This is a genomic window from Vibrio campbellii CAIM 519 = NBRC 15631 = ATCC 25920, assembly GCF_002163755.1.
GTDB lineage: Bacteria > Pseudomonadota > Gammaproteobacteria > Enterobacterales > Vibrionaceae > Vibrio > Vibrio campbellii.
The window spans coordinates 378,554-393,268 of the sequence record NZ_CP015864.1 but is presented as its reverse complement, the minus strand read 5'-3'; the positions used below and the strand labels follow the sequence as shown (position 1 = coordinate 393,268).

15 protein-coding genes are annotated in these 14,715 nt (G+C 45.5%); 5 read left to right on the top strand and 10 right to left on the bottom strand.

Annotation, left to right across the window (positions count from 1 at the left end; translation table 11 throughout):
- Positions 1 to 28: 28 nt before the first annotated feature.
- Positions 29 to 1,642: a VRR-NUC domain-containing protein gene (locus tag A8140_RS17565; protein ID WP_038862891.1), complete on the top strand. Its 1,614-nt coding sequence runs from the start codon at positions 29 to 31 to the stop codon at positions 1,640 to 1,642.
- A gap of 256 nt (positions 1,643 to 1,898) precedes the next feature.
- On the top strand, positions 1,899 to 2,117 hold the full coding sequence (locus A8140_RS17560) for a hypothetical protein (RefSeq protein WP_005533302.1): 219 nt from the start codon (positions 1,899 to 1,901) through the stop codon (positions 2,115 to 2,117).
- A 210-nt stretch (positions 2,118 to 2,327) separates the two neighbouring features.
- Here A8140_RS17560 and A8140_RS17555 read toward each other — a convergent pair whose 3' ends face one another.
- From A8140_RS17555 to A8140_RS17510, 10 genes are all read right to left on the bottom strand, one after another.
- Positions 2,328 to 2,753, bottom strand: a complete 426-nt coding sequence (locus A8140_RS17555; protein WP_005533305.1) for a bifunctional diaminohydroxyphosphoribosylaminopyrimidine deaminase/5-amino-6-(5-phosphoribosylamino)uracil reductase RibD — start codon at positions 2,751 to 2,753, stop codon at positions 2,328 to 2,330.
- A 207-nt stretch (positions 2,754 to 2,960) separates the two neighbouring features.
- Positions 2,961 to 3,398 carry a F0F1 ATP synthase subunit epsilon gene (locus tag A8140_RS17550; RefSeq protein WP_005431788.1) on the bottom strand — a complete coding sequence of 146 codons (438 nt, stop codon included), beginning with the start codon at positions 3,396 to 3,398 and terminating at the stop codon, positions 2,961 to 2,963.
- Between the two features lie 15 nt (positions 3,399 to 3,413).
- The gene (gene atpD / locus A8140_RS17545) at positions 3,414 to 4,799 is read right to left on the bottom strand and encodes a F0F1 ATP synthase subunit beta (protein WP_005533307.1); all 1,386 of its coding nucleotides are present in this window, start codon (positions 4,797 to 4,799) and stop codon (positions 3,414 to 3,416) included.
- Between the two features lie 23 nt (positions 4,800 to 4,822).
- On the bottom strand, positions 4,823 to 5,683 hold the full coding sequence (gene atpG, locus A8140_RS17540) for a F0F1 ATP synthase subunit gamma (protein WP_005431811.1): 861 nt from the start codon (positions 5,681 to 5,683) through the stop codon (positions 4,823 to 4,825).
- 21 nt (positions 5,684 to 5,704) lie between these two features.
- Complete coding sequence (gene atpA, locus A8140_RS17535) at positions 5,705 to 7,243, bottom strand: F0F1 ATP synthase subunit alpha (protein ID WP_005533308.1); 1,539 nt, start codon at positions 7,241 to 7,243, stop codon at positions 5,705 to 5,707.
- A 12-nt stretch (positions 7,244 to 7,255) separates the two neighbouring features.
- Positions 7,256 to 7,798 (bottom strand): F0F1 ATP synthase subunit delta, encoded by a 543-nt coding sequence (locus tag A8140_RS17530; RefSeq protein WP_005533310.1) that lies wholly within the window; start codon positions 7,796 to 7,798, stop codon positions 7,256 to 7,258.
- Between the two features lie 8 nt (positions 7,799 to 7,806).
- Positions 7,807 to 8,277, bottom strand: coding sequence for a F0F1 ATP synthase subunit B (locus A8140_RS17525; protein ID WP_005533312.1), 471 nt, complete (start codon positions 8,275 to 8,277; stop codon positions 7,807 to 7,809).
- Between the two features lie 43 nt (positions 8,278 to 8,320).
- Positions 8,321 to 8,557, bottom strand: a complete 237-nt coding sequence (atpE, locus tag A8140_RS17520; RefSeq protein ID WP_004727739.1) for a F0F1 ATP synthase subunit C — start codon at positions 8,555 to 8,557, stop codon at positions 8,321 to 8,323.
- A 49-nt stretch (positions 8,558 to 8,606) separates the two neighbouring features.
- Positions 8,607 to 9,374 (bottom strand): F0F1 ATP synthase subunit A, encoded by a 768-nt coding sequence (gene atpB, locus A8140_RS17515; protein ID WP_005533315.1) that lies wholly within the window; start codon positions 9,372 to 9,374, stop codon positions 8,607 to 8,609.
- Complete coding sequence (locus A8140_RS17510; protein WP_005533316.1) at positions 9,375 to 9,773, bottom strand: ATP synthase subunit I; 399 nt, start codon at positions 9,771 to 9,773, stop codon at positions 9,375 to 9,377. It abuts the gene before it with no gap.
- Positions 9,774 to 10,570: 797 nt separating this feature from the next.
- Between A8140_RS17510 and A8140_RS17505 the strand changes: the two genes are divergently transcribed.
- The 3 genes from A8140_RS17505 (at position 10,571) to A8140_RS17495 (ending at position 14,700) form a co-directional block, all read left to right on the top strand.
- Positions 10,571 to 11,329, top strand: a complete 759-nt coding sequence (locus A8140_RS17505) for a response regulator transcription factor (protein WP_005533318.1) — start codon at positions 10,571 to 10,573, stop codon at positions 11,327 to 11,329.
- Entirely contained in the window at positions 11,326 to 12,666 is a 1,341-nt protein-coding gene (locus A8140_RS17500; protein ID WP_005533320.1) for a sensor histidine kinase, read from the top strand. Before A8140_RS17505 ends, A8140_RS17500 begins: the two co-directional genes overlap by 4 nt.
- A gap of 108 nt (positions 12,667 to 12,774) precedes the next feature.
- A complete protein-coding gene (locus tag A8140_RS17495) occupies positions 12,775 to 14,700 on the top strand; it encodes a TonB-dependent receptor domain-containing protein (protein WP_005533321.1) in 1,926 nt (641 codons plus the stop codon).
- Positions 14,701 to 14,715: the final 15 nt, after the last annotated feature.

Below are 14,715 nucleotides of genomic sequence, written 5' to 3'. Positions count from 1 at the left end.
GTTAAGCCTTTTTTATTATTAGTTGGTTATGGAAAACACCGTCGAACTCGCGCCAGATTACTATCTCGATAACTTCTTTAAACTCACTCAGCACGCTACCGAATGGTACAGCGACTTACTTACCAAAGATGAACACCAATGGCTGTCCGCGCTTGGTAGCTTAAACAAACCCGCACAATGCCTTCTCGTACGTCTTTACAGCCGTAAAGGGTGTTGGTTTCGCAGCGACAAACTCAGCTATCAAGAAATCGAGAACATCCAGGCGGCTTTGGATGAATTGGCAGCTCATGATTTTGTCTCGCTCTCCCCAGACCTAACAACGCAAGAATTAGCAGCGAATCTACTGACCAAGCCAGAGATCGTCACGCTCTATCCTGAGCATCCTAAATCCCTCAAGAAAGAGGCGTTAGTGGCATGCCTGAGTGAAGAGCGTTTCGAGCTATTTGAGGCTCTGGATTTCACGGTGATTAAGCTTAACTCCGCACACATGATTGATGTTTTGCTGACGCTGTTTTTTGCGAATACCCATCAAGACCTCAGTCAGTTCGTGCTTGATGACTTAGGCTTACACCAATTCGAACAATACCAATTAAGTAAAGCGCGTCGATTCTTCGAGAGTAGAGAGCAAATCGATCGCCTTATTGAACTCAGCCAACTCTCCAACCTTTATTGGCAATGCGACAGAAAACAAAAAGCGAACCTCGATATTCTTATCGAAGCAATGCCAGGACAGGTTGAACATCGCTACGTCGACCGTAAGCGCGAGCACCTGATTAACGACATTGCCCGTGATTACGAGCGCATAAACGAGCTTGAGATCGCAATTGCCTTGTTTGAGACAACCGCACTACCCCCAAGCCGAGAACGTCGTGCTCGCATCTACGACAAGCTGGAACAAAACGATTTATTTAGTGACATTGTCACGGACATGCTCGTTGACCCTATCGATGTCTCTGAGTTTGAGGTAGCACAGAAGCTCGAACAACGCGTTAAACGTAAACAAGGCTTGAAAGTCCAGAGAGCTACCAAACCAAAATGCAGCGAATACCACATCGAATTGGATCTATCCCAGCAACGTGTGGAGTTGGCAACCAAAGCGCATTTCGAAAGTTTAGGTTGGACCGTTTTCTATTCCGAGAATACCCTACTCAACAGCTTGTTAGGATTGACCTTGTGGGATGCGATTTTTGCACCGATAGAAGGCGCATTCATCAATGCTTATCAACATCGACCATTGGATTTGTATCACGCCGATTTTGCCGATAAAAGAAAGCAGCTTATCGACAATGCGCTTGAGCAAGTTCAACAAGGGAATACACAAGCGTTGATTGATACATACAGAGATAAAGTTGGGGTAAGTAATCCCTTCGTCAGTTGGGCGTATGTGAACGAAGAGCTGATTTCCCTAGCATTTGAACACATCCCTAATGCCCTGTTGGTCGACCTGTTTAACGTGCAATTAAGCGACCTAAAACTCTATCGTAACGGTATGCCGGACTTGATTGCTTTTAAAGATGGGAAGTTTGAATGGATCGAAGTGAAAGGTCCAGGCGATAAACTCCAAGATAACCAATGGCGTTGGATCAAGGAGTTCAATCGCCTCGATGTGCCGTTCTCAGTCTGTTATGTAACAGCAATCTGATAATAGGAGAGGCAAAATCATCTTCGTTTTGCAGCTTGGTTTTCTTCTCCACCAATCTTTCATTTCGATTTTTAAATATGATTCTCGATGAATCATAGTCTACGTTAGCGTCCCTTTAAGGCATATCACTATGCCTTAAAAGGACGCCATTTCCTGTCACTAAACAAACCTCCTAGCTTTAGATCTTCATCTTTTTATTGACAATTTTTCCTCAAACATTAACATGCATATAAAATACATGTTAATAGGTGTGATTATGGAGTTTAAAACTGTATCAATGCTTGGTGGGATCGTAATGGTTATATCGTTGGCAGTAATGAGCACAACAATATTGATCAGTTTTCCTTACGCAAATCACTTCTCGATCATTCAACAAGCCATCGCACACATCGGGACGATCATCTTTGCAGGTGTATTCAAAGTTGGATATGTCGCTTATATCGTTGGTCGCTACGAAAGAAATCTAGCAATCTGAGGAGTTCATTATGAAGAAGGCATTTTTAATCTATTTCAGCATGGCGGCATCACTTGGCTTGATCGCACCTTTCATGGTGCTCTATCTCGCAACACACAGCTAAGACAAATTGGTCAATAATAAATTAGACGAACTACTTCTGGGAGCGGCATGATATCCATGTCGCTCTTCGGGATTTCGAGGCTTTAGAGAAACCTAACCAACGTAAGGTTACGACTTTCCTAAGTAAGGCGACAGGAACGCACTCGCCTCTTCACCGCACAAACCAATTTCAACTTCTACGCCACCTTCTTTTAGGATATCAATACCACGACCAGCGTTACGCGGGTCAGGATCTAACATGGCAACCACCACTTTTTTGATGCCGCAAATCACTAGGGTTTTAGCGCAAGCAGGTGTACGTCCAACAAACGAACACGGCTCTAGTGTTACATACGCGGTTACGTCACTTAGATCGCCCTTGTAAGCCTTAAGAGCTTCAACTTCTGCATGATTACCACCAATCGCCTGTGTGTGCCCCTCTGATACGATTTCACCGTCTTTGACAAGCACGCAACCAACAGGTGGGTTTGGTTGACAAGCAGGCAGCGCGTTGCGTGACACTTCCAACGCACGAAGCATAAATTGTTGGCTCATTTGGATCTGATACTCGTTATTCAAAACTTGGGTGATGGATTCTAACGCCAGCATGCTTTCCTCGCTATATAAAAGTGTTTGCAAAGCTCTTACGTTTGGCCTCCCCAAACAAATCAATCCCTTTATGATTTTCACTAAAAATAAAACGGGGCGAACCGAAGTTGCCCCGTTGATTACCACTCTTCAGACCGCATTCCGAAAAAGTGACTAACGAATTCTCATCGTTAGTTCTACTGCACGAAGTTGCGCCAATGCTTTGTTCAACTCCATGTGTGCCTGTGCAAAGCTGATGTCGTCCACATGCGCGCGAATGTTTTCTTCCGCCGCTCTGCGAGCTTCTTCTGCCCTTGCCTTGTCGATGTCTTTGCCGTGTAGCGCAGTATCCGCTAGCACAGTAACCACATCGGGTTGGACTTCGACCAAACCACCAGAGACATACAGAATCTCTTCAGGCTTCGACAAGTCACCGGTAATACGAGCAACACCCGGCTTGATTTTACTGATCAGCGGTGAGTGACCAGGACGAATACCTAACTCACCATCAGCACCTGCTACCGCGATAGCGTGCGCTGGACCTGAGTAAAGTGTGCCCTCTGCACTTACCACATTCAGTTGAAACGTATTTTGTGAAACCGCTATGGCCATATTGCCTCCCGCGCTTTACAGTTTTTTCGCTTTTTCAAGCACTTCGTCGATGTTGCCGCAGTACATAAATGCCTGCTCTGGGATGTCGTCGTACTGACCATCAAGCAACGCTTTAAAGCCTGCAATGGTGTCTTTTAGCGGAACGAATACACCCGGTTGACCCGTAAACACTTCAGCTACGTGGTAAGGCTGAGTTAGGAAACGTTCAACTTTACGAGCACGAGATACCAAGCGCTTATCTTCTTCAGACAGTTCATCCATACCTAGGATGGCAATGATGTCTTTTAGCTCTTTGTAACGTTGTAGCGTTTGCTGAACTTTACGCGCTACATCGTAATGCTCTTGACCAACCACTTGAGGATCAAGCTGACGGGATGTTGAATCCAATGGGTCAATCGCTGGGTACAGACCCAAAGCAGCGATGTTACGAGACAGAACGACCGTCGCATCCAAGTGCGCAAAAGTAGTTGCTGGCGATGGGTCGGTCAAGTCATCCGCTGGTACGTAAACCGCTTGGATAGACGTGATAGAACCATTCTTAGTCGACGTGATACGCTCTTGAAGCACACCCATCTCTTCTGCCAGTGTTGGTTGGTAACCTACCGCAGATGGCATACGACCAAGCAATGCCGACACCTCAGTACCTGCCAATGTGTAACGGTAAATGTTATCCACGAACAACAGTACGTCACGACCTTCATCACGGAAACGTTCTGCGATGGTCAAGCCTGTTAACGCAACACGTAGACGGTTACCCGGTGGCTCGTTCATCTGACCGTAAACCATGGCTACTTTGTCGAGAACGCCCGCTTCCTTCATTTCGTAGTAGAAGTCGTTACCCTCACGAGTACGTTCACCTACACCGGTAAATACCGACAAACCTGAGTGAGCTTTAGCAATGTTATTGATAAGCTCCATCATGTTTACCGTCTTACCTACACCCGCACCACCGAACAGACCGATCTTACCGCCCTTCGCAAACGGACAAATCAAGTCAATGACTTTAACGCCCGTCTCTAGTAGCGCGGTGCTATTAGATTGCTCTTCGTAGCTTGGTGCATCACGGTGGATCTCGTAAGACACTTGCTCACCGATTGGACCACATTCATCGATTGGATGACCCAACACGTTCATGATACGACCTAGGGTTTCTTCACCAACTGGAACCGTGATCGGGTGACCCGTAGATTCCACTTCTAAGCCACGTTTAAGACCATCTGAAGAACCCATTGCGATACAGCGAACCACACCGCCGCCCAACTGTTGCTGAACTTCCAGCATCAGTGAGCCATCGCTGCCATCGTTGATTTTCAGTGCATCGTAAACTTTCGGGCCTTTGCCTTGTTCGAACTCGACGTCGACCACAGCACCGATGACTTTGACGATTTTGCCAATACTCATAATTTAAACCTCAAATTCTCTCTCTAAACCGCTTGTGCGCCGGATACAATTTCACTCAACTCTTGAGTAATCGCCGCTTGACGCGCTTTGTTGTAAACTAGCTGTAGGTCTTCAATCAGTTGCGCTGCGTTATCAGTCGCGGCAGACATTGCCATCATCCGCGCGGCTTGTTCACAAGCGATACTCTCAACCACACCCTGATAAACCAGTGATTCCACGTAGCGTTGAATCAGGTGGTTGAGAATGTCTTGAGGAGACTGCTCGTAGAGGTAATCCCAACGAGCCTCTTTATCACGTGAAATGTCTTCTTTCGGAAACGGCAGCATCTGCAATACCGTTGGTTTTTGCACCATGGTGTTTACAAACTGGTTGTAAACAAGGAACAAGCGGTCAATTTTGCCTTCGGAGTAGTGCTCCATCATGGCGTTAACCGCACCCAACATATCTTCCAATTTTGGTGCATCACCAAGCCCAGAAGTCTGTGCCATTACTTTCCCGAGGGACTGGAAAAAGCTGATTGCTTTCGAACCAATGAGCGTCGTATCTACTTCAACGCCCTTCTCTTGCCAGTCCTGCATTTCTGCCAATACTTTTTTGAACAAATTACTGTTCAGGCCACCACACAAACCTCGATCGGATGAGATGATGATGTAAGCCACTCGCTTCACTTCGCGTTCTTGAAGGAAAGGATGACTGTACTCCAGCGTACCGGACGAGACGTGACCGATAACCTTACGCATGTTCTCTGCGTAAGGACGGGACGCCTGCATGTTCTCCTGCACTTTGCGCATCTTGCTGGCGGCGACCATTTGCATCGCACTCGTAATCTTTTGCGTGCTACTCACGCTAGCAATTTTGGTGCGAATCTCTTTGGTATTTGCCATAACGGACTCCTGTTAGTGGTCCTACGATTGCAGCGCAGTGAACTCTTTCAGCAAGCTGTGTAGCTCACTCTCGATCTCGTCGTTGTAATCACCGGATTGGTTGATCTTGTCCAGTAGCGGCTGCGCGTTTGTACGACCAAATGCCATCAACTCTTCTTCAAAACGAGAGATTTGGTTTAGTGCCACATCAGTGAGGTAGCCCTTCTCTGCTGCAAAGACCGCCAGTGCTTGCTCAGCAACCGTCATTGGTGCGTACTGCTTCTGCTTCATGAGTTCCGTTACTTTCTCACCGTGGTCAAGCTGACGACGAGTCGCTTCATCGAGGTCAGAAGAGAACTGAGCAAATGCGGCCAATTCACGGTATTGCGCCAACGCGGTACGAATACCACCCGACAGTTTCTTGATCACTTTGGTTTGCGCTGCACCACCTACACGAGATACCGAAATACCTGGGTCAACCGCTGGACGTAAGCCTGAGTTGAATAGCTGAGTTTGTAGGAAGATTTGACCATCGGTAATCGAGATTACGTTGGTTGGTACGAACGCCGATACGTCACCCGCTTGGGTTTCGATGATTGGCAATGCGGTTAGAGAACCTGTTTTGCCTTTCACTTCACCGTTAGTGAATCGCTCTACGTATTCTTCGTTAACACGTGCAGCACGTTCTAGAAGGCGTGAGTGGAGGTAGAAAACATCACCAGGGAAGGCTTCACGACCTGGTGGACGTTTTAGCAGTAGTGAGATTTGACGGTAAGCCACCGCTTGTTTTGATAGGTCATCATAAACAATCAGCGCATCTTCACCACGGTCACGGAAGTATTCGCCCATGGTACAACCTGCGTATGGCGCGAGGTATTGCAGAGCTGCCGCTTCTGATGCTGACGCAACCACAACAATGGTGTTTTCTAGTGCGCCGTGCTCTTCTAGTTTGCGAACCACGTTGGCAATGGTCGATGCTTTTTGACCAATTGCGACGTAAATACATTTAACGCCCAGTTCTTTTTGGTTGATGATGGCATCAATCGCCATCGCGGTTTTACCTGTCTGACGGTCACCGATGATCAACTCACGTTGACCACGACCGATTGGCACCATGGAGTCTACCGCTTTGTAACCGGTTTGGATTGGCTGATCGACAGACTTACGGTCGATAACACCAGGGGCAATCACCTCAACAGGGTCCATACGATCGAATGACACTGCGCCTTTACCATCGATTGGTTGACCTAGCGTGTTCACTACGCGACCTAGCAAACCGTTGCCGACTGGCACTTCAAGAATACGACCGGTGCCTTTTACTTTCATCCCTTCTGACAAGTCCGCATATGGACCCATCACAACCGCGCCGACGGAATGACGCTCTAAGTTCAGTGCCAACGCGAAGCGATTATTTGGCAGTTCTAGCATCTCGCCTTGCATAACATCTGCAAGACCGTGAATTGTGATGATGCCGTCACTCACAGAGACGATAGTACCTTCATTTCTCGCTTCACTTTCGAGGTTGAAGTTAACAATTCGCTCTCTGATTAATTCACTGATTTCATTTGAATTTAATTGCATTTCTATACCCCGTTACACATGTAGGTTAGTCGCCAATCGGCTTAGGTTGGTGAGGACACTGCCGTCATACACGGTCTGCCCTGCTGTGATCACCACACCACCTACAAGGGATGGATCCAGTTGTGTTTCTAGTGTGATGGCTTTACCGTATTTTTCGGTTAACGCTTGTTTAAGCCTTGCCATCTGTTCCTCATCCAGAGGTTCTGAAGCACGCACTGTTACTATCATGGTTCGTTCGTAATCCGCTTTCATCTCTTGGAACTGAACGTTTACTTCACTGAGCGCTTTTAAGCGCTTGTTCTCTTGCATAATGCGAAGAAAATTCTCGAAGTTTTGATTCAACCATTCACCGCCAGCATGAAGAATCAGATCCAACAATGGTTGTTCAGAACCGTCTTCATCAAGATCATTCAAGACCAGAAGCGTGTTAGGTTGTTCCAAGACCACTTGGGTAATCGCAAACATTTGTTGCCAATCGTCCAAGCATTCTGCGTCGCGTGCGTAATCAAACGCCGCTTTTGCGTAGGGTTGAGCTACCACTGTCAATTCGGACATGTGCCCTCCTACATTTCGTTGATGAAGCGGTTCACCAAGTCGCGGTTAGCCGAGCTATCCAGATTGCGATTAATCAGCTTGCTGGCACTTTCAATCACCAGGTCCGCCATTTCATCTTTCAGCTCTTGGCGAACTTTGCTGCGTTCGCTTTCCACTTCTGCTTTGCCTTCTGCGACAATGCGCGCTTTCTCTTGATTTGCCAGATCAACCGCTTCCGCTACCATCTGTTCTTGACGTTGCTTACCTTGGTTAATGATGGCTTGAGCTTTTGAGCGAGCTTCTGTCAGCAGCGCGTCACCATTCGCTTTTGCTAGTTCTAACTCTTGTGCTGCTTTTTCTGTTTGCTCAAGACCTTGGGCAATTTCAGCACGACGCTCATCAAGCAGTTTTACAAGTGGTGGCCAGACATATTTCATGCACAGCCAAACGAAAATCACGAAGGAGATCGCCTGACCAAACATTGAGGCATTTAAGTTCATAGCACCCTCTCTTCTATAACGTTATGAAAATTATTAATTCGAATTACGCTACAGCGAAGATGATGTACAAGCCGATACCTACACCGATCATTGGCACCGCGTCCACAAGACCCATCATGATGAAGAACTGAGTACGAAGCATTGGGGTCAGATCAGGTTGACGAGCCACACCTTCAAGGTATTTACCTGCAAGGTTACCGATACCTGCTGCGGCACCCGCTGCACCAAGACCGATCAGTAGTGCACCCGCCACGTAAAGAACTGCGCTAACGATATCCATAACAACTCCTAGAATTGAATTTTTTAATTAAGAAACAAGATTTTTGAAATTAATGCTCTTCAACAGCCATGCCGAGATAAACCACGGTCAGTACCATAAAAATAAACGCTTGAAGAACAACAATAAGAATGTGGAACAGTGCCCAAGGAACACTTAGTGCCCATTGCATCCACCACGGCATTAATGCAATTAGAATGAAGATCATTTCACCTGCATACATATTGCCAAACAATCGAAGACCTAAAGATATTGGTTTAGAAATTAACGTTACCAATTCAAGAACTAAGTTCACTGGATATAACAGCGGATGTGAAAATGGTTGAGTAGTTAACTCTTTAATAAAACCTTTCACGCCTTTGTTTTTAAACGTATAACCCAACACCAAAATAAATACGCCTAATGCCATCGACATCGTAATATTGACGTCGGCGGATGGTAAGTCACGGAAGTGTTCAACGCCTACAGCACGAGTAAGTGCAGGAATTAAATCAATCGGTAACAAATCCACGGCATTCATTAATAACACCCAAACAAATATTGTCAGTGCTAAAGGACCAATTAACTTGTCCTTAGCTTGAAATATTTCTTTTACGATGTCATCGACGAACTCAAATATTATCTCGATCAAACACTGGAATCGTCCTGGTACTCCTTTCGTTCCTTTCGTCACCGCATAACGGAATGAAAGGATGAAAACGAGCCCCGTCAGCCAGACCATGATCATGGAATCAAGGTTAATTCCAAACCAACCGTCGCCGGCGGTGAGAAAGGTCAGGTGGTGCTCAATATATTCATGAGCGGACTGGACAGTCTCCATTTATGCCTTCCTTTCGAAGCGGTCTCTGAACAGCGGCGTTAAGAAGTGACCAAACATCGTCACACAAAAGCCTATCAGGACCACGATGTTGCGAAGAGCCATAAATCGAAACGTCAAAACAAACATCACAATGGTGTAAATGACTTTGATATTTCGACTCAGATGCATGAGGTCACGCAAACTCTCTTCTGGTTTCACCCTAGATTTAATGGACGCGAATACCATGCCGAACAGAGATGGAAGAATCGCGATAAGCACCCCAGTAATCGCTGACTCAGCACTGAGAGAGCCGCTTCGCATGTACTCATACGCGATGAATACCAGACCCAAAGTTGCTTGAGCAATCAGAATCCTCTTGCCTGCCACCAATATTGGATCGTCGTGAATACTAGCTTCCATAAATCACCCTTTAAAATAATTTCGAATTAAACTTCTGATAATTAAACTTCACAAAATAAAACTGCCTAGTGACGAAGAATTATATTAAGATAAATTTAATACACAGAATTAAATTTAATCTGATAATTATTATTCACATATTTAAAAATCAAAACGGAATCACTCCGTATTTCCGTTCCCCAAGAAATATACACCGATAATTTTAATAATCTAAATCGGAAAACTTGCAAATTATCATTCCATTTTTGCAGTGTTATTTTATTTGAACATTTCAAAAATGAAATATACATTGATTAAGCCGTCTTTATCAGGGTTAAGACGAAAAGCTTGTCACATGGAAGTGACACTCCATCAGAAAGGAATAAAAGTGATTTTAGGGTATATATTTTTAAATATAACAATTGTAAATATATTATTTCTCTACGTCATTTGTAGCACATTAAAACCCACACCTCATGTGGTCATCGCGATCAAAGAACAAAAAAGAAAGGTCAAATGATGAATACTGCTTTCTATGGGCTACCAATCCCTAGACCTACTAGACAAGATTAATCAGCTACAGCAACTTCAGTCAGAAGTTAAGAAAATAAATAGTTTCTTTTGCTACTACTGAAAAAACCACCACGCCTGGTGTTTTTTTATGTCCACAGTGCATCGCCTCAGTATAAAACTTCCAAATATGTCGCAATTTAACGATACGATTGAAGTAACGAGCGAGCTTCTTATTGACCAGATTGATTGTTACTTGAGAATTGTTGATAATAATTTACATTATCAACAATTAATCATCTTCCATTATGTTCAGCTCAATACTAAAAGATATTAATACAAAGCCAATTAGATCTTCGATTCCACCCGCTCCCGCTCCATCAATTTTGTTGGCCGAAGATGACCCAGACCTGAACCTACAACTGACAGAGCTTCTTAAAGCGAAGTGCTACCAGGTTGTTTCAATGCTTGAAGGAGACGCCGCGTTAAAGGCATTCCAGCAACAAGCCTTCGACTTGGTCATTCTGGACGTTAACTTACCCAACCTAAACGGCTTTGAAGTACTCAATGTGATTCGCTCGCAGTCACAGACCCCAGTTGTCATGCTTACCGCTTACGGTGCAGAAGAATATCGAATTCAGGGACTTAAATGTGGTGCCGACGATTACATCACTAAACCCTGTAACTTCACGGAAGTGAGCTTACGCATTGAAGCGATTTTGCGTCGCACTCAACTTATCCAACAGCCCAACTCCCCCACACAATTGAGTGAAAGAGAGCTGCTGCTCGATAAACAAAATCACACGGTCAATATACATCATCGCCCTGAGATGGCCCCAATTCAGCTGACCCCTATTCAATTCAAACTTCTGTGGACCTTGGTCGAGCACCGTGAAGAAGTTTTGAGTAAACCCTTCCTTTATCAAACGGTTTTAGAACGTCAGTTCAGCCAATACGATCGCGCCCTCGACATGCATCTAAGTCGTGTGCGTAAGCGTCTTATTGCGGAGGGTATGTCGAACGACCGAATCCAAACCGTGCATGGTAAAGGATATATTTTTAAATGAAGAAGATGCTGTTTTGGCGATTGTTTGTCGTCTTATCCCTGGGCGTGGTGATCTTTTTCTCCTTGATTCACAGCGCTGCCATTCTCTCCAACGAGAAAATGAGCTATTTGAAAAAATCTCATCGCCAACAAATTTTAGACTGGGGACATGCCGCACAAACCTATGTAGACCAACAAGATTGGCAAGGACTGGACATCTGGTTAGAACAGCTCGCCATTGATGAGTCCACATGGACGACCGTGCTGCAATCCCGCCTTGACGTAAAAGGGGGAAACCAACTTAACGAACGTTTTTGGCAAGGCTATGGTATTGGCCGAAGCGTTGAATGGAAGATCCATCTCGATTTTCCAGACAACCCGATTATGGAAGTCCCTCTGTCCCCTTCCGGATACCACTTTTTGATTCTGTTACCTGACCGGATGAGACCGGGAACCTACATGTCTCACGCGTTTTGGTTGTTTCGCTTCGTTATCCCCTTTCTTTCTCTACTCGCACTGACTGTTTATTTGTACCGCTATGTCATGCGCCCGTTACAGCAATTCCACCGCGCAAGCCAAGCTTTCAGTCAAGGCGATTACTCAGCGCGAATTGGTCAGACTATGAAGTTGGGCAATGATGAAATCAGCCAAGTCGCACGCACCTTCGATTATATGGCAGAGCGCACATCGGATGTGATTCGCCACAATCGTAACCTTATTGCCGATATGTCCCACGAGATACGCACTCCACTCGCTCGAATTGAGATGGCCATTGATTGTGTAGATAAGAATATCGAACGTGAACAAATGTTGGAGCGAATCAAAAGCGATACCCACAAAATGCGCACGACCGCAGAAGACACACTCACACTAGCATGGATTGAAAACGAGCAACCAAATCTTAGGACAGAGGAATTTGACTTAGCTGAACTGGTTGAAATCATCGTCGAAGATGCCCGATTCGAGTACTCAGATAGACAGATATCACTACATCAAGACGAACCATTACCCATCCAACACTCCAATCAAATGGCTCTCAGTCAAGCATTGGAAAACGTCATTCGTAATGGCCTACGATACACCCAACCCGATGAGATACTCGAAGTTCGAATACTTAACCACCTCGAACATTATCAAATCCTCATCATTGATTCTGGCCCAGGTATAGACCCGAGTTTATACCAACAAATATTCAAACCTTTCTTCAAGGCCAACAATCAAGTCATATCCCGAAAAGGCTTTGGTGTTGGATTAGCATTGGCGAAACGACACATTGAAGCGGTTGGCGGCAAGATCGTTGCCTACAACGCACATGTGCAAGGTTTAACTATGGATATTACCTTGCCTAAGCGAGTTTAACGCCTGCTGACTACAAGGATTGTAACAGTTGTAAAAGTCGTTTACTCAGAGTGGAAGAATCACCAAAATCTCACTCGATAATAATTCTCATTAACAATGGAGGTTACGGTGTCCGCTTCAACCGTATTTAAGTTAAGCCCACTTACCATCGCCCTTTTCGTCGCTTCCCAAGTGACTTACGCCAACGATGACATGGAAGTGATGGAGGTGCTAGGCCACACTCCGGAAGGAATCGATATTACGATTGACTCCGATCAGCTCGCCAAATCTCAGGCACAAGATCTGAATGACATTTTCCGTAAAGATGCAGAAATTAGTGTTGGTGGCTCTTCTGGCGTTTCTCAAAAGATCTATGTCCGCGGTCTGGAAGATACCATGCTGAATGTGTCTATCGACGGTGCGGAACAATCCGGTAACCTATTCCATCACCAAGGTCGATTATCAATCGAGCCTGAACTGCTCAAGCAAGTTGATGTTAGTGCGGGAGCAGGACGAGCAACAGATGGCCCAGGAGCATTGGGTGGCGCTATAAAGTTCACCACTAAAGACGCACATGACCTCCTTACTGCAGGTGAAACCTACGGCGCTATGCTCAAAGGCGGTTACTACACCAATAATGAAGGTTACAAAGTTTCGGCAAGTTTGTATGGAGAAGTCGCCGATCAGCTTGGCCTACTTGCATCATTTGGTTACGTCGACGGGGATAACATCGAAGACGGCAAAGGCCAGGAGCAGCCGTACACTGCGTTAGAACAGCAAGTTGCGCTCCTTAAGCTATCCGGTCAACTCAACGACGAACACTACCTCTCGGTAAGCTACGACTATCGTAACGACGATGGCCGTCGCTTAAATCGCCCCCACTTCCAACCAAGCTTTAAAAATGCGCCTCTCGATCAAGAAACCGATCGTTCTACTTTTACGCTTAACCACAAATATAACGCAAGCGACCTTTTCAATCTCGACACCACTTTCTACTACACCGATAGCCACTTAGCTCATAAAGATCACCCTCGCTGGGGCACCAGTGATGGCTCAATTCAAACGTCCGGCGTAAAGATCTTCAATACGAGCAAATTAACAGGCCATACCTTGGTTTACGGTTTGGATTACAAGAAAGACAAATCTGAGTTTGAAACCAACTACGATGGTAAAAAGAACGATGAGGAGAAAGGCACCGTTTACGGCTTGTTTGTTCAAGATGATTGGATGCTAACAGAAACCATCATTCTTACCGCTGGTGCTCGTTATGACTGGTATGAGCTTACTGATAACATGGAGCAAGACTTCGATTCGAGCGGCTTTAGCCCTAACGTGGGTATTAATTACAATGCGTTGGAAGGTTTGAACCTATTTGCTAGTTATGCAGAAGCGTTTCGTGGCCAACAAATCAAAGAACTGTTTGTTATCGACTACCGCGAAAACGACCCAAATCGTAAGCCTGAAGAAGCACGTAACTTAGAGCTAGGGGCAAATTACCAATACGATGATTTCTTCGCTGGCATCACATTCTTTGATAGTACAATCAAAGACGTGGTAACAAACCAAGGCGCCATTTATACCAACGTTGGTGACCTTGATAACCAAGGTATTACTGCTTACTTAGGTTATGCAATTGCTGATGTCTCTGCTCGCTTGAGCTACAACCAATCTCGTCCAGAACTTAACGGTACTCCACTATCAGATGAAGACTCAACGCTGGGCACATCTATCGGCGACACTTGGGTTCTTGACCTCATTTACCAACCAATGGAGTCACTGGAGTTTGGCTGGAATGCTCGATTTGTTGAGCGCCTAACCGATGTAGCGGATCCAACCGTTCACCCAGAAAAGCTAGGCTATGGTGTGCATGATGTTTACGCATATTGGATGCCCATTGCAGACGAAGAGTTATCTCTGACGCTGTCTGTTAAGAATGTATTCGACAAATACTACTTTGACCACGCATCGTACATGGCATACATCGGCAGTCCTGTAGCTCAAGGTTATGCAAGCCCAGGACGAGACTTCCGCTTTAACGTCACTTACGCGTTCTAGTATTGGTCGACAAAA

Bases quoted from the DNA above. Each gene is read 5' to 3' on its own strand.
- A8140_RS17565 (WP_038862891.1), top strand. From the start codon at position 29: ATGGAAAACACCGTCGAACTCGCGCCAGATTACTATCTCGATAACTTC.
- A8140_RS17560 (WP_005533302.1), top strand. From the start codon at position 1,899: ATGGAGTTTAAAACTGTATCAATGCTTGGTGGGATCGTAATGGTTATA.
- A8140_RS17555 (WP_005533305.1), bottom strand. From the start codon at position 2,753: ATGAGCCAACAATTTATGCTTCGTGCGTTGGAAGTGTCACGCAACGCG.
- A8140_RS17550 (WP_005431788.1), bottom strand. From the start codon at position 3,398: ATGGCCATAGCGGTTTCACAAAATACGTTTCAACTGAATGTGGTAAGT.
- atpD (WP_005533307.1), bottom strand. From the start codon at position 4,799: ATGAGTATTGGCAAAATCGTCAAAGTCATCGGTGCTGTGGTCGACGTC.
- atpG (WP_005431811.1), bottom strand. From the start codon at position 5,683: ATGGCAAATACCAAAGAGATTCGCACCAAAATTGCTAGCGTGAGTAGC.
- atpA (WP_005533308.1), bottom strand. From the start codon at position 7,243: ATGCAATTAAATTCAAATGAAATCAGTGAATTAATCAGAGAGCGAATT.
- A8140_RS17530 (WP_005533310.1), bottom strand. From the start codon at position 7,798: ATGTCCGAATTGACAGTGGTAGCTCAACCCTACGCAAAAGCGGCGTTT.
- A8140_RS17525 (WP_005533312.1), bottom strand. From the start codon at position 8,277: ATGAACTTAAATGCCTCAATGTTTGGTCAGGCGATCTCCTTCGTGATT.
- atpE (WP_004727739.1), bottom strand. From the start codon at position 8,557: ATGGATATCGTTAGCGCAGTTCTTTACGTGGCGGGTGCACTACTGATC.
- atpB (WP_005533315.1), bottom strand. From the start codon at position 9,374: ATGGAGACTGTCCAGTCCGCTCATGAATATATTGAGCACCACCTGACC.
- A8140_RS17510 (WP_005533316.1), bottom strand. From the start codon at position 9,773: ATGGAAGCTAGTATTCACGACGATCCAATATTGGTGGCAGGCAAGAGG.
- A8140_RS17505 (WP_005533318.1), top strand. From the start codon at position 10,571: ATGTTCAGCTCAATACTAAAAGATATTAATACAAAGCCAATTAGATCT.
- A8140_RS17500 (WP_005533320.1), top strand. From the start codon at position 11,326: ATGAAGAAGATGCTGTTTTGGCGATTGTTTGTCGTCTTATCCCTGGGC.